At 71.2% G+C, this 20,733-nt stretch carries 20 protein-coding genes and 1 tRNA gene; 15 read left to right on the top strand and 6 right to left on the bottom strand.

Annotation, left to right across the window (positions count from 1 at the left end; translation table 11 throughout):
* The 6 genes from VLI41_RS08790 to glmU form a co-directional block, all read right to left on the bottom strand.
* The coding region (locus tag VLI41_RS08790; protein ID WP_325267697.1) for an FAD-dependent oxidoreductase at positions 1-984 on the bottom strand (984 nt) is incomplete at its 3' end.
* A 104-nt stretch (positions 985-1,088) separates the two neighbouring features.
* Entirely contained in the window at positions 1,089-1,544 is a 456-nt protein-coding gene (locus tag VLI41_RS08785) for a cupin domain-containing protein (RefSeq protein ID WP_325267696.1), read from the bottom strand.
* A complete protein-coding gene (locus VLI41_RS08780; RefSeq protein WP_325267695.1) occupies positions 1,541-2,665 on the bottom strand; it encodes an energy transducer TonB in 1,125 nt (374 codons plus the stop codon). The genes VLI41_RS08785 and VLI41_RS08780 overlap by 4 nt, the downstream gene beginning before the upstream one ends.
* Positions 2,666-2,762: 97 nt before the next feature.
* The gene (locus VLI41_RS08775) at positions 2,763-3,551 is read right to left on the bottom strand and encodes a glycosyltransferase family 25 protein (protein ID WP_325267694.1); all 789 of its coding nucleotides are present in this window, start codon (positions 3,549-3,551) and stop codon (positions 2,763-2,765) included.
* Between the two features lie 6 nt (positions 3,552-3,557).
* Entirely contained in the window at positions 3,558-4,244 is a 687-nt protein-coding gene (gene rpiA, locus VLI41_RS08770) for a ribose-5-phosphate isomerase RpiA (RefSeq protein ID WP_325267693.1), read from the bottom strand.
* Entirely contained in the window at positions 4,241-5,602 is a 1,362-nt protein-coding gene (gene glmU / locus VLI41_RS08765) for a bifunctional UDP-N-acetylglucosamine diphosphorylase/glucosamine-1-phosphate N-acetyltransferase GlmU (protein ID WP_325267692.1), read from the bottom strand. The genes rpiA and glmU overlap by 4 nt, the downstream gene beginning before the upstream one ends.
* A 111-nt stretch (positions 5,603-5,713) precedes the next feature.
* Here glmU and VLI41_RS08760 point away from each other — a divergent pair, with 111 nt between their 5' ends.
* From VLI41_RS08760 to VLI41_RS08690, 15 genes are all read left to right on the top strand, one after another.
* Positions 5,714-7,981, top strand: coding sequence for a transferrin receptor-like dimerization domain-containing protein (locus tag VLI41_RS08760; RefSeq protein WP_325267691.1), 2,268 nt, complete (start codon positions 5,714-5,716; stop codon positions 7,979-7,981).
* Positions 7,971-8,669, top strand: coding sequence for a phosphoglycolate phosphatase (gph, locus tag VLI41_RS08755; protein ID WP_325267690.1), 699 nt, complete (start codon positions 7,971-7,973; stop codon positions 8,667-8,669). The genes VLI41_RS08760 and gph overlap by 11 nt, the downstream gene beginning before the upstream one ends.
* Positions 8,670-8,734: 65 nt before the next feature.
* Positions 8,735-8,809 (top strand) — tRNA-Val (locus VLI41_RS08750).
* A gap of 160 nt (positions 8,810-8,969) precedes the next feature.
* Entirely contained in the window at positions 8,970-9,635 is a 666-nt protein-coding gene (locus VLI41_RS08745) for a cytochrome c3 family protein (RefSeq protein WP_325267689.1), read from the top strand.
* Positions 9,636-9,661: 26 nt separating this feature from the next.
* A complete protein-coding gene (locus VLI41_RS08740) occupies positions 9,662-12,580 on the top strand; it encodes a TAT-variant-translocated molybdopterin oxidoreductase (protein WP_325267688.1) in 2,919 nt (972 codons plus the stop codon).
* Positions 12,573-13,922 carry an NrfD/PsrC family molybdoenzyme membrane anchor subunit gene (nrfD, locus tag VLI41_RS08735; RefSeq protein WP_325267687.1) on the top strand — a complete coding sequence of 450 codons (1,350 nt, stop codon included), beginning with the start codon at positions 12,573-12,575 and terminating at the stop codon, positions 13,920-13,922. The genes VLI41_RS08740 and nrfD overlap by 8 nt, the downstream gene beginning before the upstream one ends.
* On the top strand, positions 13,915-14,463 hold the full coding sequence (locus VLI41_RS08730) for a DUF3341 domain-containing protein (protein ID WP_325267686.1): 549 nt from the start codon (positions 13,915-13,917) through the stop codon (positions 14,461-14,463). Before nrfD ends, VLI41_RS08730 begins: the two co-directional genes overlap by 8 nt.
* Entirely contained in the window at positions 14,460-14,993 is a 534-nt protein-coding gene (locus VLI41_RS08725) for a cytochrome c (protein ID WP_325267685.1), read from the top strand. The genes VLI41_RS08730 and VLI41_RS08725 overlap by 4 nt, the downstream gene beginning before the upstream one ends.
* A complete protein-coding gene (locus VLI41_RS08720) occupies positions 14,983-16,029 on the top strand; it encodes a hypothetical protein (protein ID WP_325267684.1) in 1,047 nt (348 codons plus the stop codon). The genes VLI41_RS08725 and VLI41_RS08720 overlap by 11 nt, the downstream gene beginning before the upstream one ends.
* Positions 16,026-16,427 (top strand): hypothetical protein, encoded by a 402-nt coding sequence (locus VLI41_RS08715; RefSeq protein WP_325267683.1) that lies wholly within the window; start codon positions 16,026-16,028, stop codon positions 16,425-16,427. Before VLI41_RS08720 ends, VLI41_RS08715 begins: the two co-directional genes overlap by 4 nt.
* Positions 16,424-17,224 (top strand): SCO family protein, encoded by an 801-nt coding sequence (locus VLI41_RS08710; protein WP_325267682.1) that lies wholly within the window; start codon positions 16,424-16,426, stop codon positions 17,222-17,224. Before VLI41_RS08715 ends, VLI41_RS08710 begins: the two co-directional genes overlap by 4 nt.
* A complete protein-coding gene (gene coxB, locus VLI41_RS08705) occupies positions 17,221-18,171 on the top strand; it encodes a cytochrome c oxidase subunit II (RefSeq protein WP_325267681.1) in 951 nt (316 codons plus the stop codon). The genes VLI41_RS08710 and coxB overlap by 4 nt, the downstream gene beginning before the upstream one ends.
* Complete coding sequence (locus VLI41_RS08700) at positions 18,168-19,799, top strand: cytochrome c oxidase subunit I (RefSeq protein WP_325267680.1); 1,632 nt, start codon at positions 18,168-18,170, stop codon at positions 19,797-19,799. The genes coxB and VLI41_RS08700 overlap by 4 nt, the downstream gene beginning before the upstream one ends.
* Positions 19,792-20,430, top strand: a complete 639-nt coding sequence (locus tag VLI41_RS08695; protein ID WP_325267679.1) for a cytochrome c oxidase subunit 3 — start codon at positions 19,792-19,794, stop codon at positions 20,428-20,430. Before VLI41_RS08700 ends, VLI41_RS08695 begins: the two co-directional genes overlap by 8 nt.
* Positions 20,431-20,432: 2 nt before the next feature.
* Positions 20,433-20,714 carry a cytochrome C oxidase subunit IV family protein gene (locus VLI41_RS08690; RefSeq protein WP_325267678.1) on the top strand — a complete coding sequence of 94 codons (282 nt, stop codon included), beginning with the start codon at positions 20,433-20,435 and terminating at the stop codon, positions 20,712-20,714.
* The last annotated feature ends 19 nt before the right edge of the window (positions 20,715-20,733 follow it).

Here is a 20,733-nt window from a genome sequence, read left to right as displayed (position 1 = left end):
ATAGAACTCCGTCTCGGCGAACGACTGGCCTTCGCGGATCGCCACCGGCGTCAGGTTGAGGCGGTCGGTGACGTCGCCCACCGCCCAGATGTTCTCGACGTTGCTGCGCGAGTAGTCGTCGACGACCACGGCGCCGCGCTCATCGAGCCTCACGCCGGCGGTCTCGAGGCCCAGCCCGTCGGTGTAGGGCTCGCGGCCGAGCGCGAACATCACCACGTCGCTCTCGCAGTGGTGGCCGTCGGTGAAGCGGCTGACCAGCCCGCCCGGAGCCTTCTCGATCGACGCGTGCTGCGTGGCCAGCACCACCTTGATTCCCCGCCGGCCCATCTCCTCGGCCACGTGGGTTCGGATGTCGTCGTCGAAGCCTCGCAGGATATTGGGGCCGCGGTGGACCAGCGTGGTCTCCACGCCCAGGCCGGCGAAGATGCCGGCGAACTCGACGGCGATGTAGCCGCCGCCGGCGATCACGATGCGCCTGGGCAGCTCCGGCACGTGGAACGCCTCGTTCGAGGTGATGGCGTGCTCGACGCCGGGAAGCTGGGTGGGCATCCACGGCCGCGCGCCGGTGGCGATCAGGATCTTCTCGGCGGTCCGCGCGCCATGGCCCTCCACCTCGACGGCATGGGCGTCGAGCAGCCGCGCCTTGCCGTGCGCCAGCTCGGCGCCGGCGTTCTCCAGATTGCGCACATAGACGCCGGAGAGCCGGGCGATCTCCTTGTCCTTCTCGGCCAGGAAGCTCGGCCAGTCGAAGCGGGCGTTCTCGATCGTCCAGCCGAAGCCCTTGGCGGTTTCGAAGCCGTGGGAGAACTCCGAGGCGTAGACCATCAGCTTCTTGGGCACGCAGCCGCGGATCACGCAGGTGCCGCCCACCCGGTGCTCCTCGGCCACCAGCACCCGGGCGCCGGAGAGCGCCGCGAGCCGCGCGGCCCTGACGCCGCCCGAGCCTGCGCCGACGACGAAGAGGTCGTAGTCGTAATTCGCCAAGATCCGCTCCCTGGTCACGGCCCCGCTCTGAGGTGGGGACGCACGCGCCCGCGCGCCACGGGCGCTATCTAGAGCGATGCGCGGCGCGAGCCTAGCCGGCGGCCTCAGCCGGCGCGCGCGATGCGGTTTCCCTGGGCGTCGCGGGTGACGGTGAACGGCCCGGGATCGGCCTCGTCCGGATAGTGGATCTTCTCCTCGCCGACCTTGCGCGTGCCGACCACCAAGAGTTCCACCGGCGCATCGGTGCGGTTGATCAGGTGATGGGCGTTGGGCGCGCCCGCCGGGAAGCCGGCATAGTCGCCGGGCCCAAGCGCGTGCGCGCCCGTCTCGTCGATCAGGGTGGCGGTCCCTGCGAGCACATAGACGAACTCGTCCTCGCCCTCGTGCCAGTGGCGGCGGGAGGAGACCGCGCCCGGGGCGAGCGTCAGGTGGTTCACGCCGAACTGGGTCAGGCCCACCCGCTTGCCGATCTGCCGCTCGCGGCGGCCGGCGGGCTCGGCGAGGTGGCCGGACGCGGGCGCGACCGGGGTCTGGGAGACGCGGCCCAGGCGCGTGTTCACGGTGTCCCGGGCCGCAGGTTGAGCCGGATGGCCACGTGCACGATCCCGCCCTCGACAGGCCCGGCGTCGGCCGACCAGAGGTTCATCTTCATGGTCGAGGCGAGCTTGGCGGCGGCTTCCGAGAAGCCGAGGCCGTCCGGATCCGCGGTCTCCGGCGCGCAATCCTGGACCGAGCCGTCCTCGGCCACCCGGCAGCGCGCGACCCCGCGGCCGCTGGTCAGGCCCTTGGCGGCGGCTTCCGGCGGGAACAGCTTGGGCGCGGCCTCCGGGTCGAAGCCCACCAGCCAGGTGGGCGCGGTCACGGTGCGCTCCGGCCCCGGCGGCGCGAAGCGGACCGGCACGTCCACCTCCACCGGGGCGCCGCCCGGCGCGCGCGCCATGATCTGGGGCATCACCCGGAATTGCGGCGCGAGCTTCAGCGCCGCCGCGCCGAAGCCGCGCCGGGTCGGCAACTCCTTGGCCACGCTGCAATCCTTCAGGTAGCCGTCATGGGTCACGCCGCAGTGGGCGACCACGTAGCCCTCGGCGCCGGCGGCCTCGCGCGGATAGACCCGCGCCAGGTCGTCGAAGCTCGGCGCGCGCGCCCAGACGGGATCGGTCATCAGGGTCACCCGGCGCATCGGCAGCGGGTTGTGCGAGACCTCCACGTTGGCGGCCCGGCCGGTCATGCTGTCGGCCATCGGGGTGGTGGTCATCTCCATGTCCGGCGCGCGGAACACCAGGCCGATGTTCATGAGCCTGGCGACCGGCTGGCCGTCGGGGCCCTTGGCGGGGTCGAGCTTCAGGGTCGGGCGAAGCGCCAGCGCGGCCTTGCCGAACCCGCGGCCCTGCGGCGCTTCGTAAGCGACCCGGCAGGACTCGGCGAGCCCATGGACATCGACGCGGCAGGTGAGCGTCACATGGCCCGTGGCCCTCGCTTCATAGGCCGAGGCCGGCCAGATGGAGACGTCCTGCGAACCGGCGCTGTCCTCGTCGCCGCCGACCTGCACCGTCACGTCCACGGGCGGCGAGGTCTTCGGTTGCGAGGTCACCGTCAGCGGGCTCACCACCTTGGCCGGCGTCGCGGCGGCCTGCGCCTGCGGCGCGGCGGCCGCCAGGATCCCCAGCATCAGCGCCAGCATCGTGCACCCCCAAACCCGTTTCCGCAGCGGAACTGGAAGCATGGCATGCGTACCGGAAATTGGAAATCCGCGCGATCGGCCTGCAGCGGCGCGGGCCTCAGTCGCGGTGGTTCCTGAGCCAGGCCGCGTCGCCCCGGATGCGCCGGCCGACGTCCAGCCGCTTGGCGAGGCTGTCGTAGGCCTTGCGCGCGCGCCGCTGCAGGCGCAGCCCGATCCCGCCGACCGCGCGGTCCTCGAACCGGTCGGCGCCGATGGTCGAGGCGAAGGCGGGGTTGGGCAGCACCGGCCAGGGCCTGACCGCCAGGATGTCCAGGCCGTGACGCCAGGCGCGGTTCATGGCCACGTCCACCGGGTAGCGGATCGGGCGCCCATAGGCGAGGAACCGCTCGGCGCCGGCGCGGGTGATCACATAGGCGAGGTTGGAATTGACCACGTTGTGGTGACGCACGAGCCAGGACGTCTCGGTCAGCGCCAGGATCGGCGTGAAGGCCTTCTCCTGCGGCTCGCTGATGCCGAGCTTGATCACATCGTACGGCGGCATCGGCCGGGCGGCGATCGCCTGCAGGACCGCGGCCAGCTCGTCGCCCGCCGTCAGGTCGTCCTCCAGGACCAGCGCCTGGGGAATGGCCTCGGCGACGATCCGCTCCAGCACCGCGCGGTGCGAGAGGTAGCAGCCCACCTCCGCCGGCGAGAGCGGCTTGGGCGCGCGCCTGAGCCGGCCCTCGGCGTCGACCAGGCGCGCGATCTCCTCGGGCGGGAGCGCCCGGCCGTCGACCGCCTCGATCAGCCTCGGCGCGAGCCCCTGCCGCGCCAGCTGCTGCAGGGCTGCGCGGCGGCGGTCCGGGCTGGCCTTCAGGTTGATCAGGAAGATCGGATAGGGCCACACCGGGTCCTAGGGCTCCAGCCGCAACACGCCTTCCGGGGTGGCCACCAGCGCCTCGTCGGCGAGGTCGAGGAACAGGCCGTGCTCCACCACGCCGGTCACGCTCTTCAGCGCCGCGGCGAGCGCGGCAGGATCCTCGATGCGACCGCACGGCGCATCGTAGATCAGGTTGCCGCCGTCGGTGCGCACGGGCTGGCCGTTCCTCAGCCGAAGCCGGGGCGCTGCGCCGATGTCGCACTCGGCGAGCGCGTCGCAGATCCGCAGCGCGGTGGTCCGGTGCCCGAACGCCACCACCTCGATCGGAAGCGGGAAGCCGCCCAGCACCGGCACGCGCTTGGAGGCGTCGGCGATCACGACGCAGCGCCTGGAGGCCTCCCAGACGAGCTTCTCGCGCAGCAGCGCCCCGCCGGCGCCCTTGATCAGGCCGAGCCCCGGGCCGATCTCGTCGGCGCCGTCGACGGTCAGGTCGATCTCCCGCGTCTCGCCCAGCTCGGCGACCTTCAGGCCGAGGGAGGCGGCGAGGTCGGCGGTGGCGAGCGAGGTGGCCACGCAGGTGACCTCGAGGCCGCGCGCGCCCAGCGCCTTCACGAACCACACGGCCGTCGAGCCGGTGCCGAGCCCCACGACCATGCCGGCTTCCACCAGCGCCGCGGCGGCCTCGCCGACCGCCCGCTTCTGCGCCTCGACGTCGCTCATTTGGCGGATTTCTTGTTCGCGCGCTCGGCGAGCTTGCGTTGCCGGAAACGGGCCGCCCAGCCGGGCTTCTCGGCCTGCGGCCCACGCTCCAGCGCCAGCGCATCGGCGGCCACGTCCTGGGTGATCACCGAGCCCGAGCCGGTGTAGGCCCCCGCCCCCACACTCACCGGCGCGACGAGGGCGGTGTTCGATCCCACGAAGGCCCCCTCGCCGACGTGCGTCTCCCATTTGTCGAAGCCGTCGTAGTTGCAGAAGATCGTGCCCGCCCCGATGTTCGCGCCCGCCCCCACGCTGCCGTCGCCGAGATAGGCCAGGTGGTTGGCCTTGGCGCCCTTCCCGACCGCGACCTTCTTCACCTCGACGAAATTGCCGATGTGGGCCTCCTCGCCGATCTCGGCGCCCGGGCGCAGGCGCGCATAGGGGCCGATCAGCGCGCCCGAACGCACCACCGCCCCTTCCAGGTGGCTGAAGGCGCGGATCACCGCCCCGGTCTCCACCCGCACGCCAGGGGCGAAGACCACGAAGGGCTCGATCGCGGCGCCGGGCGCGACCTCGGTGTCGAAGCTGAAGTGGACGGTGTCGGGCGCCTGCATGGCGACGCCGTCGGCCAGGAAGCGGGCGCGCCGGCGCTGCTGGAAGACCGCCTCCGCCTGGGCGAGCTGCATCGGCGTGTCGCAGCCCATGACCGAGGCTTCCGGCGCGACGTGCGCCCGCACCCGCCCGCCGTCCGCCACCGCCAGGCCCACGATGTCGGTCAGGTAGTACTCGCGCTTGGCGTTGTCGTCGCCGACCCGGGCGAGCCAGCCGAACAGCTTGCCGCGCTCGGCCACCATCATGCCGGCGTTGCAGCAGCGCACCGCCGTCTCCTGCGGGCTCGCGTCGCGGGCTTCGACGATGCGGAGAACCTCGTCCTGGGCGCCCCGGATCACCCGGCCGTAGAGCAACGGCTCATCGGGCTCGAAAGCCATCAAGGCGATGTCCGCGCCCTCGGCCCGCAGGGCGAACAGCGGCTCCAGGTCCTCCGGCGCCAGCAGCGGCGCGTCGGCGTAGGTGATCACCACGTCACCCTCGAAGCCGGCGAGCGCGCCCTTGGCGGCCAGCACGGCGTGGCCGGTGCCGAGCGGCGGATCCTGCACCGCCACGGCCGCCTCGCCCAGCCGTTCGGCGACGCGCGCCCGGACCTCGGGGCTGTGCGTGCCGACCACCACCACGATCCGCTCGCACCCGGTCGCCTGGACGGTGTCGATCATCCGGTCGAGCAGCGTGCGGCCGCCCACCTTGTGCAGCACCTTGGGCGTGGCCGACTTCATCCGCGTGCCCTGGCCGGCGGCCAGGATGACGGCGGCGCGGGCGGTCATGGCGGCGGTTCTCCGAAGCGAGTCAAAGGTCTCGACCCTGTGGCTTAGCAAGCCTTGTGGCCGGGCGCGAGAAGCGGCTAGCGTCCCGGCCACAAGTTTCGGGGGAGTCTCATGAAGCGTCGCGTCCGTCTGTCCGCCCTGTTCGCCGCCTGCGCGCTGGGCGCGGTCAGCTCCGCCTGGGCCGCCGCGCCCCCACCGCGGCCTGCAGACCTCGAAGCCCGCTTCGATTCGCAGATCGACCCGGCGGAGATGGGCCGCTGGCTGAAGCAGCTCGCCTATGAGCCAAACCACGTGGGCTCGGCCCACGACAAGGCCAACGCCGAATGGATCCTGGCGCAGCTGAAGGCCTGGGGCTGGGACGCCCACATCGAGGTGTTCGAGGTGCTCTATCCGACGCCGATCAGCGAGACCCTGGAGCTGGTGGGCGGGCCTAGCGCCCCGTTCAAGGCCACGCTGCAGGAGCCGCCGATCCCCGGCGACGCGAGCTCGCTGCGCGCCCAGGCGACCGCGCTTCCGGCCTATGTGGCCTATCAGGGCGACGGCGACGTCACCGCCCCGCTGGTCTACGTCAACTACGGCATGCCGGCCGACTATGACGCGCTGGAGCGCATGGGCGTCTCGGTCAAAGGCAAGATCGTGATCGCCCGCTATGGCGCCGGCTGGCGCGGGCTGAAGCCCAAGCTCGCCGAAGACCACGGCGCGGTGGGCTGCATCATCTACTCCGACCCGCACGACGACGGCTATGCGACGGGCGACGTCTATCCGAAGGGCGCCGCGCGGCCGCCGCACGGCTTCCAACGCGGCTCGGTCGCCGACATGACCCTCTATCCCGGCGATCCCCTGACGCCGGGCGTGGGCGCGACCAAGGACGCCAAGCGGCTCACGCGCGAGACGGCCAAGACGGTCCTGAAGATCCCGACGCTGCCGATCTCCTACGCCGACGCCCAGGTGCTGCTGGCCTCGCTCGGCGGCCACGTCGCCCCGGCGAGCTGGCGCGGCTCCCTGCCGATCACCTACCACGTGGGTCCCGGCGGCGGTCAGGTCCACCTGGCCGTCAAGTCCGACTGGTCGCTGAAGCGGCTCTACGACGTGATCGGCACGCTGCACGGATCGGAAGAGCCGGACGAGTGGATCATCCGCGGCAACCACCACGACGGCTGGGTGATGGGCGCCTCGGATCCGCTCTCCGGCCAGATCGCCCTGCTGGCCGAGGCCAAGGCGCTGGGCGGCCTTGAGCAATCCGGCTGGCGGCCGAAGCGGACGATCGTCTACACGAGCTGGGACGGCGAGGAGCCGATGCTGCTCGGCTCCACCGAATGGGCCGAGACCCACGCCGCCGAACTGAAGGCCAAGGGCCTCGTCTACATCAACTCCGACTCCAACGCGCGCGGCTACTTCAACGCCGAGGGCAGCCACGACTTCCAGCACTTCGTCAACGAGGTGGCGGCCGACGTGAAGGACCCCGAGACCGGCGCGTCCGTGCGTGACCGGCTGCGCGCCCGCGAAGCCGTGCTCGCCTCCGAGCCCGGCGCGAGCGAGGAGATCAAGCAGCTCGGCAAGGTGGCGCTCGACCCGTCGAAGGACCTGCTGATCGGGCCGCTCGGCTCCGGCTCGGACTACTCCGCCTACCTGCAGCACCTGGGCCTCGCCGCGATCGACGTCGGCTATGGCGGCGAGGGCGCGAGCGGCGGCGTCTATCATTCCCTGTACGACGACTACGAGCACCACAGCCGCTTCGTGGATCCGGGGTTCGTCTACGATGCGACGCTGGCGAAGACCGTCGGGCGGATGGTGATCCGGCTCGCCGACGCCGAGCTTCCCGTGCAGCGCTACGGCGACTTCGCCGACACCGTGGGCCGCTACGCCGACGAGGTGAAGAAGCTCGCCGACGCCAAGCGCGACGAGGCCGCCGGCCGGACCAAGATGCTGGCGGGCGGCGACTACCGGCTGGCGTCGGATCCCACCGAGACGAGCGGCGCGCCGGCGGCGTTGGCGGCCTCGCCCTCGCTCGATTTCGGCCCGCTCGACCGCGCGGTCGCCAAGCTGAAGGCGAGCGCGAGCGCCTTCGATTCCGCGCTGGCCGCGAAGGGTCCGGGCCTGACGAAGGCGCAGCGCGTCAGCCTGGACGCGGCGATCCGTCCGCTGGACCAGAGTCTGCTGCGCGAGGAGGGCCTGCCCTTCCGCCCCTGGTACAAGAACATGGTCTACGCGCCCGGCCGCTTCACCGGCTACGGCGCCAAGACCCTGCCGGGCGTCCGCGAGGCGATCGAGGAGCGGCGCTTCGCCGACGCCACGACCTATATCGGCCTGACGGCCCAGGCGCTCGACGCCTACGCCGAGGGGCTCGACAGGGCGCGCGCGATCGTCGATGGCCGCTGAGCGGCCGCTCGCCGGCGCGACCGTGGTCTTCGACCTCGACGGGACGCTGGTCGACACCGCGCCGGACCTGGTCGCCACGCTGAACGCGATCCTTGGGCAGGAGCGCCTGCCGCCGCTGCCGCTGGAGGCGGCGCGGAACCTGATCGGCCATGGCGCGCGCCGGCTGCTGGAGCGCGGCTTCGAGGCGGCGGGCGCGCCGCTGCCCGCCGATCGCGAGGGCGAGCTGTTCGATCGCTTCATCGCCCGCTACCGCGCCCACATCGCCGACCAGAGCCGCCCGTTTCCTGGCGTTCGGGAGGCGCTCGGCGCGCTCAGCGCGGCGGGCGCGGGGCTGGCGGTCTGCACCAACAAGCCCACCGATCTCGCCGTCGCGCTGCTGCAGGCGCTCGGCCTGCGCGGCCTCTTCGCCGCGGTCGTCGGCCCCGACGCGGCGGCCGCCCGCAAGCCCGATCCGCGGCACCTTGCGGCCGCCGTCGCCGCGGCCGGCGGCGGCATGGCGCGGGCGGTGATGGTGGGCGATGCGCCGACCGACGCCGACGCCGCCCGCGCGGCCGGCGTCCCGCTGGTCCTGGTCAGCTTCGGCTACACCGAGATCCCGGCCGCCGAGCTTGCGCCGGACGTGCTGATCGAGCATTTCGCCGACCTGCCGCAGGCCTGCCTGCGGCTGCTCGGCGCTTGCAGCGCCTAGCCCGCCAAGCTATACGCCCAACCCTTCTCGCGCGCCCCGCTCGCTAGCTGTCAGGGCGCTCCGGCGGATGCGTAGCTCAGCGGGAGAGCACCTCGTTCACACCGAGGGGGTCACAGGTTCAATCCCTGTCGCATCCACCACTCCATCCCGCGCGCATTTTTCCATCGTCCTGCGATATTCCTATCGCCCTGCGATCTTTTTCGCGGGCGCCGGGAAACGCAGCCGTGGCCGCCGAGTTCTAGCCATCGAGAGTGACTGGGTCGGGCCGGTGGGTTGTCGCGACCTCAGGCGAAGGTCGGCATGGCTCAGATCTTCAAGCCATCCGCGGACACGTGGCTTCGGCTCACCGTGCTGGCGGTGTTCGTGGCCGTGCTGGGCGGTGGGCTGCTCGGCTCCGGCTTCGCGCGCTCGGCCTACCTGACCCGGGTCGGCTGGCCGGTCGAGCAGCCGGTCCCGTTCAGCCATGCCCACCATGCCGGCGAGCTGGGGATCGACTGCCGCTACTGCCACGCGGACGTGGAGCGGGGCCGCTATGCCGGGCTGCCGGCGAGCCACGTCTGCATGACGTGCCACTCGCAGCTGTGGACCGGGGCGCCGATGCTGGCGCCCGAGCGCGCGAGCTTCGCGGAAGACAAGCCGCTCGCCTGGAAACGCGTCTCGGCGCTGCCGGGCTATGTCTACTTCGACCACCACATCCACATCGCCCGCGGGATCGCCTGCGTGGAGTGCCATGGGCGCATCGACACCATGCCGCTCACCTGGCGGGCGCACCCGTTCCAGATGCGGTTCTGCATCGACTGCCACCGCAATCCCGCCCCGCACCTTCGTCCGCCGGACCAGGTGACGCGGATGGACTGGTCCGGCTGGGACAAGGTCCCCGCGCACCGGACGTACGGCCAGCAGGCGATGAAGCGGTTCCACATCGATCCGGTCCGGCTGACCGACTGCGACGTCTGCCATCGATGAGGGACAGGGCTTTGCACAAGGGCGCGGTGAGATCGTCGGCGGAGGCCCTGGCGGCCGCCAAGCTGGCCGGGCGGACCGGCCGTCGGTTCTGGCGGGCGCTGGAGGAGCTGACGGACGCGCCGGCTTTCCGGCGCGCGCTCGAGGCCGAGTTCCCGAACGCCTTCGCCGGCGTCACCGAAGCCGGCCGGCGCGAGGTGCTGAAGGCCATGGGCGCCTCGCTTGCGTTCGCCGGGCTCGCGGGCTGCACCGCCGCGCCCCACCCTGACGCCCTGCCCTACGTGACCCAGCCCGGCGACCTGGTGCTGGGGACGCCCAAGACCTACGCGACGGCGGTGGTGTTCGGCGGCTACGCCCAGCCGGTGCTCGGGCTCACCCACGAGGGCCGGCCCACCAAGCTGGAAGGCTTGCCGGAGCATCCGGCGAGCCAGGGCGCGACCGACGCCTTCACCCAGGCCGCGCTGCTGGGCCTCTACGACCCGGACCGCTCCAAGGCCCCGCGGTTCATGGGCCGGCCCACGGACTGGTCCGGCTTCGACGCCGCCATGGTGGAGAACGCGGAGCGGCTGGATGCGACGCGCGGCGAGGGCCTCCGGCTGCTGACCGGCGCCGTCAGCTCGCCCACCTTCGCCCGCCAGCTCGCCGAGCTCATGCAGCGCTGGCCGCTCGCCCGCTGGCACGTGTTCGAGCCGGTGAACCAGGACCTGCGGCTCGAGGCGACCCGGCTCGCCTTCGGCCGGCCGCTGGAAATCCAGCCCCGCTTCGAGGCCTGTCGCGCGATCGTCAGCTTCGACGACGACTTCCTGGGCCCGGGCGCCTGGCAGACCCGCAATGCGCGGGCCTGGTCGCAGGCCCGGCGCGCCTTCCAGGGCGGCCGCGGCGAGGCCCGCCTAATGGTCGCCGAACCCGCGCCGTCGCTCGCCGGGGCCATGGCGGCCGAGCGCCTGATCGCCTCGGCCGACGAGGTCGAGATCATGGTGCAGGCGCTGGCCGGCCGCCTCGGCGCGGGCCCAGCGCCGCAATTGCGGCTCACGCCTCGCCAGGCGCAATGGGTCGAGGCCGCCGCCCAGGCGCTGCAGCGCAACCCCGGCGCGGGGCTGGTGCTCGCGGGCGCGCATTGCGATCCCGCCGTCCAGGCGCTGGCGCTGCAGCTCAATGAGCGGATCGGCGCGATCGGGAAGACCCTCGGCTTCTGCGCGCCGATCCTCCTCCAGCCGCCGGACGGGACGCGCTCGTTCGAGGCGCTGGCGGCGGACCTTGCCGCCGGCCGCGTCGACACCCTGGCGATCCTCGAGGCCAATCCCGTCTACGCCGCGCCCGCGGACCTCGATTTCCCGGCCGCGATGCAGAAGGCGCGGCTGCGCATCCACGCGGGCCTGCACTTCGACGAGACCGCCGCCGCCTGCCACTGGCACGCCCCCCTCGAGCACGCGCTGGAGACCTGGGACGACGCCCGCGCCGTCGACGGGCGGACCAGCCTCATCCAGCCGCTGGTGCGGCCGTTCTACGCGGTGCGCGCGCGCTCGGTGTTCCTGCAGAACCTGCAGGGCCGCCTGGGGGGCGATCCGCGCGCGATCCTGCTCGCCACCTGGGCCGACCGGCTGGGGGGCGAGGCCGATCCGCGCTGGCGCGAGACCCTGGCCCGCGGCTTCGTCGACGAGCCCGCGCCGCCGCAGACCCCTGGGGCCGCCGGCGCGCCGGCGGTGCGCCTGCGCCGCCGGGGCGGCGGGATCACCGTGCTGATCCGCCCGGACCCGACGATCTGGGACGGCCGCTTCGGCGATAACCCGTGGCTGCAGGAGCTGCCCAAGCCGTTCAACAAGCTCACCTGGGACAACGCCGTCCTGGTCGCCCCGGCGCTGGCGGCGCAGCTCGACCTGAAGAACGGCGACCATGTGCGCCTGAGCGCCGGCGGCCGCGCGATCGAAGGGCCCGCCTGGCTGACGCCGGGGCTCGAGCGACGGACCGTCGTGGTCCATCTGGGCTACGGCCGCAGCCTGCCCGGCCAGCTGGCGGACGGCCGAGGCTATGACGCCTACCCGTTGCGCACGTCCGCCGCACCGTGGCGGGTCGAGGGCGCGGCGGCGGCGAAGACCGGCGGCAAGACCGAGCTCGCCAGCACCCAGCTCTACACCGCGTTGCAGGGGTTCGATTTCGTCCGCACCGCGCCGGTCGCCGCCGCCCAGCCCGGGCCGCCGCACCCGCCGCCGCCCAGCTTCTATCCGCCGAGGCTCTCCGGCAGCCCGCAATGGGGCATGGCGATCGACACCGACACCTGCATCGGCTGCAACGCCTGCGTCACCGCCTGCGACGCCGAGAACAACGTGCCGATGACCGGCAAGTCGCAGGTGGCCAACGGACGCGAGATGCACTGGCTGCGCATCGACGCCTATTACGAGGGCTCGCCCGACGATCCCGCCTTCTTCAACCAGCCGGTGCCCTGCATGCACTGCGAGCAGGCGCCGTGCGAGATGGGCTGCCCGGTCAACGCCTCGGTGCACACCCACGACGGGCTCAACATGCAGGTCTACAACCGCTGCATCGGCACCCGGACCTGCTCGTCCTTCTGTCCCTACAAGGTCCGCCACTTCAACTGGTTCGACTACACGCTGCACGACCCGCCGGAGCTGCGGGCGGCGCGCAATCCGGAGGTCACGGTCCGCAGCCGCGGGATCATGGAGAAGTGCACCTACTGCGTGCAGCGGATCGAGAAGGCCCGCATCCAGGCCGACGTCGAGAACCGGCCGATCCGCGACGGCGAGGTGGTGACCGCCTGCCAGCAGGCCTGCCCGACCGAGGCGATCGTGTTCGGCGACGTCAGCGATCCCGAGAGCCGCGTCAGCAAGCTCAAGGCCCAGCAGCGCAACTATTCGCTGCTCGAGGAAGTCAACACCCGCCCGCGGACCACCTACCTCGCCCGCATCGACGACGGCGCCACGCATGACTGACGCCGTCCATCCGAGGACGCCGGCCGGCTACGCCGCGGTCACCAACGAGGTGGCCGGCATCCCGCTCGACTTCCCGCACCGCACGACCTGGTGGATCTGGTTCCTCTGCGCGGCGGGCCTGCTCGGTGTCTACATCATCTCGGCCTGGGTGCTGTTCGTCGAAGGCGTCGGCATCTGGGGCAACAACATCCCGGTCAACTGGGGCCTGGCGATCTCCAACTACATCTGGTGGATCGGCATCGGCCACGCCGGCACGCTGATCTCGGCCATGCTGCTCCTCTTGCAGCAGCACTGGCGCAATTCGCTCAACCGCTTCGCCGAGGCGATGACCCTGTTCGCCGTGACCTGCGGCGGGCTCTATCCGATCCTGCACCTGGGCAGGCCGTGGCGGTTCTACTGGATGGCGCCCTACCCGAGCACGATGAAGGTCTGGCCGCAGTTCGACAGTCCGCTGACCTGGGACTTCTTTGCGGTCCTCACCTACCTGACCGTCTCCCTCATCTTCTGGTACGTGGGCGCGATCCCCGACTTCGCCTCCACCCGCGACAAGGCCAAGACCCGCGGGGCGCAGGTCTTCTATGGGCTGCTGGCGTTGGGCTGGCGCGGCGCCGCCCGGCACTGGGGGCGCTGGCGGCAGTCGTACCGGCTGATGGCGGCGATCGCCGTTCCGCTGGTCGTCTCCGTCCACTCCGAGATCTCGCTGCTGTTCGCCTCGGGCCCGATCCCGGGATGGACGTCCACCGTCTTCCCGCCCTACTTCGTGCTGGGCGCCGCCTTCTCCGGGTTCGCGGTGGTGGCGATGCTGGCGACCGCGCTGCGCCGCGCCTTCGGCCTGCAGAACCTGGTCACCTCCAAGCACCTCGACATGCTGGGCCGGCTGACCCTCGCCTGCGGGATGATGACCGCCTACGGCTACTTCGCCGATCTGTTCACGGCGCTCTACTCCGGCCGGCCTCAGGAGCTGGAGACGCTGCACGACCGCATCGCCGGGCCGTTCGCCTGGGCCTACTGGGGCGCGGTGGTGCTGAACTTCATCCCGCTGCAGCTCTTGTGGCGGCGCAGGTTCAGGTCCGATCCCGTCGTGCTCTTCCTGGTGAGCCTATCGGTCACCATCGGCATGTGGCTCGAGCGGTACATGCTGGTGTTCTCGACCCTGTTCCGCGACTACCTCGTGTCGTCCTGGGCGCCCTATTGGCCGAGCTTCTGGGAATGGAGCCTGTTCGCCGGCTCGATCGGCCTCTTCCTGACGCTGTTCCTGCTGTTCATCCGACTCCTGCCGATGATCTCGGCCTTCGAGATCAAGGAGGCGGGGTTCGAGGAGAAGGAGGCGGCGCATGGCTGAGCGCGCCGCCGTGTTTGGCCTGGTCGCCGAGTTCGACCGCGCCGAGGCGCTTCTCGAGGCGGTGCGGCGCGCGCGCACGGCGGGCTTCAGGCGCATGGAGGCCTACTCGCCGTTCCCGATCGACGGCCTGGCCGAAGCGATCGGCTTCAAGGAGAGCTGGGTTCCGCTCGCCACTCTGCTGGGCGGGATCGCCGGCGCCGTCATCGGCTACGGCATGCAGGTCTACACGAGCACCGACTACCGCATCGACATCATGGGCCGCCCCGCGGTCGCCCCGCCCGCCTTCGCCCTGATCACCTTCGAGGTGATGGTGCTCATCGCCGTGATCGCCTCGGTGGTGGTCATGCTGCTGTTGAACGGCTTGCCCCGGCTCAGCCATCCGCTTTTCGACGTTCCGAGCTTCCATCTGGCGTCGCTCAACAAGTTCTTCCTGGTGATCGAAGCACGCGATCCCCGCTTCGGCGACCATGCGCGCGAGTTCCTGGACGGGCTGCATCCGGTGCGCGTGGACGAGGCGCCGCTGGCGGAGGCGGCGCGATGAAGCGCGCGCTCATCATCGCCGTCGCCCTCGCCGCCGCCGGCTGCGATGAGATGGTGCGGCAGCCGAAGGCGCCGGTCTATGGCCGCTCGGACCTCTTCCCCAACGGCGCAGCCATGCAGACCCCGCCGCCGGGTGCGGTCTCGCGCGAGGACGCGGCCTACCAGGCGGCGCTTGGCCAGCGCCCGCCGATGACGCTCGCGCTCCTGCAGCGCGGCCGCGAGCGCTACGACATCTACTGCGAGCCGTGCCACGGGCTCGCGGGCGACGGCAAGGGCGTCGTGCCCTCCCGGGGATTCCCGCAGCCTCCCGACTTCCACCGGCCGCCGCTCCTGGGCGCGCCCTCGCGCCTGATCGTCGACACCATCACCAACGGCTACGGCGTGATGTTCTCCTATGCCGATCGCGTGCCGCCCACCGACCGCTGGGCGATCGCGGCCTATGTCCGCGCCCTGCAGCTCAGCCAGGCCGCGCCCGCGGCCAGGCTTTCGTCCGACGACCGGGCCCGCCTGGAGGCCGCTCATGGCGGATAGGGCGCGCTGGGACCGCCTCGGCTGGATCGCGCCCGCCGGTGCGGCGGCTTGCCTGCTGGCGCTGATCGCCGCGGCTCTGTTGCCGGCCGCCGCCTGGCGCGCCTGGCTGGGCGCGGCGTTCCTGTGGGCCTCGATCCCGATCGGCGCGCTGACCGTGCTGATGATCATGCGCCTCGCCCCGGGCGACTGGTCCGAGGAACTCGGCCCGTTCATGGAGGCGCAGAGCCTGCTCCTGCCGGTGGGCGCCCTCTTGATTGCGCCGGTCCTGGCCGAGGCGAGCCGGATCTACGCCTGGACGCACCAGCCTGCGACCAGCGGCTTCCGCGCCGCCTACCTCTCGCAGCCGATGTTCATCGCCCGCAGCGTCATCTGGTACGCCGTGCTGTTCGGCCTGGCCTTCCTGCTGATCCTGCGCGGGCGCCCGTCGAAGGCGGTCGCCTGCATCGGCCTCGTGCTGGTGCCGGTGCTCGGGACCGTCATCTCCACCGACTGGCTGCTCTCGCTCGACGCCGACTTCGCCTCCTCCGGCTTCGGCCTCTACGTGCTCGACATCCAGATGCTGACCGCGTTCGCCCTGATGGTGATCGCGCTCACCCTGTCGGGGCGACGCGTGCAGCGCCCCGGCATCATCGGGGCCCTGCTGCTGACGCTCCTGCTGTTCTGGAGCTACCTCGCCTTCATGCATTTCGTGATCACCTGGTCGGACAATCTTCCGCCGGGCGTCAGCTGGTATCAGCGCCGCGGCGGGCCGTGGGGGCCGGTCATGTGGGTCGTGGCCGCGAGCCGGCTCATCCCCACCTTCCTGCTGTTCTTCCAGACGATCCGGCGCAGCCCGCGCATGCTGCGGACGCTCTCGATCGCAGTGGTCCTGGGCTCGGTGCTGGAGTCGGCCTGGCTCACCCTGCCGGCCGCGGCCCCGTCCGCCGGGGCGGCCGAGGTCGTGCTGTTCGCGTTCGCCAATCTCGCCATGGCCGCCCTGCTCGCCGGCGGCTTCCTGCGCGCCTTCGCCTGGCGGACGGCAAGGAGCCTGGCATGACGTCGTCCGCCAAGCGCGCCAGGTCCGGCGCTTCCGCCAAACCCGGCTATCAGCCCGACGACGCCTCGCCAAAGATCGGCGCCGCCGGGTTCCTGAGCGTGCTCGCGCTCGCCACCCTCGCCGCCCTCGTGGTCTTCGGTCTCTATGGCTGGTTCCAGTCGCGGAGCGTGCGAGCGCCGACGACCGCCCTCGAGCGCGCCGAACTCGCGCCTGCGGGGCCCCGGCTGGAGAGCGATCCCTTGAAGGATCGGCTGGCGCTGGAGGCCACGGCGCGAACCCGCATCGAAAGCTATGGCTGGGCCGACCGCCGCAACGGGATCGCCCGCATCCCGATCGAGCGCGCCATGGCGCTGCAGGCCGCGATGGGCTGGCCGGACGCCGAGGCCAGCAAGCCATGACACCCCGGCCTCTGATGCTCGCACTCGGCTTCGCCCTGGCGCTGGGCGCTCCGGCGGCGCACGCCCGGCCCGAGCCGTTCGATCCATTCGGGGCCGCGGGCGTCGATCCGAAGCCCGGCGCCCAGATTCCGCTGGACGCGGCCTTCCACGACCAGGCCGGACGGCCGGTCACGCTGCGCGAACTCGCCAACGGCAAGCCCCTCGTCATCGCGCCCGTGCAGCACCACTGCCCCAATATCTGCGGCCTGACTCTCGAAGGCCTGCACGAGGCCATCGCCGGGCAGGCCTACAAGCCGGGACGGGACTTCGAGGTCGTGGCGTTCGGGATCGACCCCCGCGAGGGGACCGCGGCGGCGGAGACCTCCGAGCAGCGCCTGGCCGGCTCGCCTCCCGCGGCTGGCGTCGAGGCCCTGGTCGGTCCCGCGGCGAACATCGCCCAGGTCACTCAGGCGCTCGGCTACCGCTACGCCTGGGACCCGCGGATCGGCCAATATGCCCACATCGCCGCCGTGGCGGTGCTCACCCCGGACGGCCGCCTCGCCCGTTGGCTCTACGGCGTCGCGCCCAGCCCGAAGGACCTGCACCTGGCGCTCACCGACGCCGGTCGCGGCCGGCTCGGCGATCTCGGGGAGCAGATCCGCCTCCTCTGCTACCACTACGATCCGAAGACCGGCCGCTACTCGAGCCTGGTCATGGAGATCCTGCGGGCCGTGGGCGTCGCCCTGACCGCCGGCCTGGCGGGCCTGATCGCCGCCTTCCTGCGGCGCGATCGCGCCGGTCGGAGTCGGCAGGCATGATGAATTTTTTCCGCGTCTGGCCGCCTGAGGCCTCGGAGCATGCGGTCCGCGTCGATCAGTTGTTCCTCGCCTTCTCGGCCCTGATCTTCGCGCTCTCCTGGCCGGTGTTCATCCTGCTCGCGGTGTTCGCGATCCGCTACCGACGCGGCCGCAACGCCGACCGCAGCCATGCGCCGAGCCACGGGATCTGGGTCGAGACCGGCTGGACGATCATCCCCTTCCTGCTGACCCTGGCCTTCTTCGTCTATTCGAGCTGGCTCTACTTCCAGACCGGCCAGCCGCCGGCGAGCGCGCTGACCGTCGAGGTGGTGGCCAAGCAGTGGATGTGGAAGTTCGAGCATCCGGGGGGCCAGCGCGAGATCGACGAGCTGCACGTCCCGGCCGGCCAGCCGGTGAAGCTGGTCATGACCTCGCAGGACGTCATCCATAGCCTCTTCCTGCCAGCGCTGCGGCTGAAGCAGGACGTGCTCCCGGGCCGCTACACCAGCCTGTGGTTCAAGGCTCTGGTCCCCGGCACCTATGCGCTCCGCTGCACCCAGTTCTGCGGCTTCGACCACGCGGTGATGGGCGGACGCTTCGTGGTCATGCGCCCGGAGGATTACGCCCGCTGGCTGCAGCAGGCCGGGACCGACGGCTCGCTCGCCCAGCAGGGCTTCCAGCTGTTCCGCAAGCTGGGCTGCAGCGGTTGCCATGGCGCGGACTCCACCCATCGCGCGCCCAAGCTGGAGGGGATCTATGGCGCTCCGGTCCCGCTCGACGGAGGCCGCGTCGTGGTCGCCGACGACCAGTACCTGCGCGACAGCATCCTCTATCCCGCCAAGGACGTCGCCGCCGGCTACGCCCCGATCATGCCGACGTTCGCCGGCCAGGTCTCCGAGTCCGACCTCGTGCGGCTGGTGGCCTACCTGAAGTCGATCGGCGGCCAACCCCAGGAGGCGTCACGATGACGGCTGTTCCGGTGCTGCAGACGCCCGAGGAGCGGGCGAGCTACATCAACGCCGGCCATTCCCTGCGCTCCTGGTTCCTGACGACCGACCACAAGCGGATCGCGATCCTCTACCTGGTCTCGATCACCTTCTTCTTCTTCGTTGCGGCGAGCGCGGCGGCGCTGATCCGGCTCGATCTCCTGACCCCGCAAGGCGATATCCTCACCAACGAAGGCTACAACCGCGCCTTCACCCTGCACGGGGTGATGATGGTCTGGTTCTTCCTGATCCCCTCGATCCCTGCGACCTTCGGCAACTTCCTGATCCCCCTGATGATCGGGGCGCGCGACGTGGCGTTCCCGCGGCTCAACCTCCTGAGCTGGTACATCTACCTGATCGGCGGCTTCTTCACGCTGTTCGCCCTGCTGATCGGCGGCGTGGACACCGGCTGGACCTTCTACACGCCCTATTCGACGATGTTCGCCACCGGCGCGGTGCTCTGGGTCATCGCGGGCATCACCATCGTGGGCTTCTCCTCGATCCTCACCGGGCTCAACTTCATCGTCACCATCCACAAGCTGCGCGCGCCGGGCATGACCTGGGGCCGGCTGCCGATCTTCTGCTGGTCGCATTACGCGACCTCCCTGATCCTGGTGCTCGCTACGCCGGTCCTGGCGATCACCCTCATCCTGCTGGCCGCCGAACGGCTGTTCAGGCTGGGGATCTTCGATCCTTCGATCGGGGGCGATCCGCTGCTCTTCCAGCACCTGTTCTGGTTCTACAGCCACCCGGCGGTCTACATCATGATCCTGCCGGCCATGGGCGTGGTCACCGAACTGGTCACCGCCGGCGCCCACAGGCGCATCTTCGGCTACTGGTTCGTGGCCTGCGCCTCGATCGCCATCGCCGCGATCGGCTTCCTGGTCTGGGGCCACCACATGTTCGTGTCCGGCCAGTCGATGTACGCCAGCGCGGTCTTCTCGTTCCTCAGCCTGGCGGTGGCGGTGCCCTCGGCGGTGAAGGTCTACAACTGGACCGCCACCCTCTACAAAGGCGAGCTCGCGCTCGACCCGCCGCTGCTGTTCGCCATGGCGTTCATCGGCCTGTTCACCTTCGGCGGCCTCTCCGGGCTCATGCTGGCGCTGGTCGCCATCGACGTGCACGTCCACGACACCTACTTCGTGGTGGCGCACTTCCACTACATCATGGTGGGCGGCGCGGTGAGCGGCTTCCTGGGCGCGGTGCACTTCTGGTGGCCGAAGATCACCGGACGCATGTACTCGCTGACCTGGGGCCGGATCAGCGCCGGCCTGATCTTCTTCGGATTCAACCTGACCTTCTTCCCGCAGTACCTCCTGGGCTACCTCGGGATGCCGCGGCGGTATCATGTCTATCCGCCGCAGTTCCAGACGCTGAATGTGCTCTCTTCGGCCGGCGCCTCGATCCTCGCGGTGGCCTACCTGCTGCCGCTCGTCTACCTCGTCTACTCCCTGCGCAACGGGGCGCCGGCGGGGCCGAACCCCTGGGGGGCGAGCGGCCTGGAGTGGAAGACCGCCTCGCCGCCGCCGAAGCACAATTTCGACGTCATCCCGGTGGTGGACGGGCCCGCCTACGAGTATCCGCAGCCCGCGGCGGCGCCGCATGGCTGAGTACGTCACCCTGCGCGAGCCCTACGCGGCGCCGGAGCAGCAGCGCGACGCCGACTTCATGGGCATGTACGTGTTCCTTGGCACCGAGGCGATGCTGTTCGGCGGCCTGTTCTGCCTGGTTTTCGGCTACCGCACGCTGCACCCGCAGGCGACCGCCGAGGCGGCGCGGGCGCTGCGCCTGTGGATCGCCACCGCCAACACGGCGCTGCTGCTCACCTCCAGCCTGTTCGTGGCGTTCGGCGTCCACTCGGCGCGCGAGGGCGACCGGCGCAGGACAGCCGGCTGGCTCGGGCTCGCGATGGCGTTCGGCCTCGTGTTCCTGACGCTGAAGGGCATCGAGTACGCCCTCGACTACTCCGACGGACTGATGCCGGGGCTCGGTCATCCCTCTGCCGTGAGGGCCGGGCCGGCCGCGCTGTTCATCGACCTCTACTTCGTGGCCACGGCCCTGCACGCGGTGCACATGAGCGTCGGCCTCGGCCTGCTCGCCTGGGTCTCGATCATGGTCCTCACCCGCCGCAAACGGATGCCTGAGCAGGCCGTGGTCGTCGAGGTGAGCGGCCTATACTGGCACTTCGTCGACGTGGCGTGGGTGTTCATCTATCCCCTGTTCTACCTGGCGCGGGGCTGAGCATGTCGGGCAAGGCATGGACGCTGATCGGGGTCTGGGCCGCGCTGATGACGCTCCTGGCCCTGACCGTGGGCGCGACCTTCGGGCCATTCGGCGCCCTCAAGCCGGCCATCAATCTCGCCATCGCCTTCGCCAAGGCCGGGCTGATCTTCTGGTTCTTCATGCACCTGCGCGAGGAAAGCTGGCTTCCACGCCTGGTGGCCGTGGCCGCCGTGGCCTGGCTGCTGATCCTGTTCGGACTGACCCAGGCCGATCTGGTCACCCGCGGCGTGTTCCGGGCCTGAGCGCGACGCCTCGGATTTC

Source organism: Phenylobacterium sp. (assembly GCF_035475775.1).
In the GTDB taxonomy this organism is placed as follows: Bacteria; Pseudomonadota; Alphaproteobacteria; order Caulobacterales; family Caulobacteraceae; genus Phenylobacterium.
The sequence above is the reverse complement of the archived record's forward strand: the minus strand, read 5'-3'. Positions and strand labels throughout refer to the sequence as shown.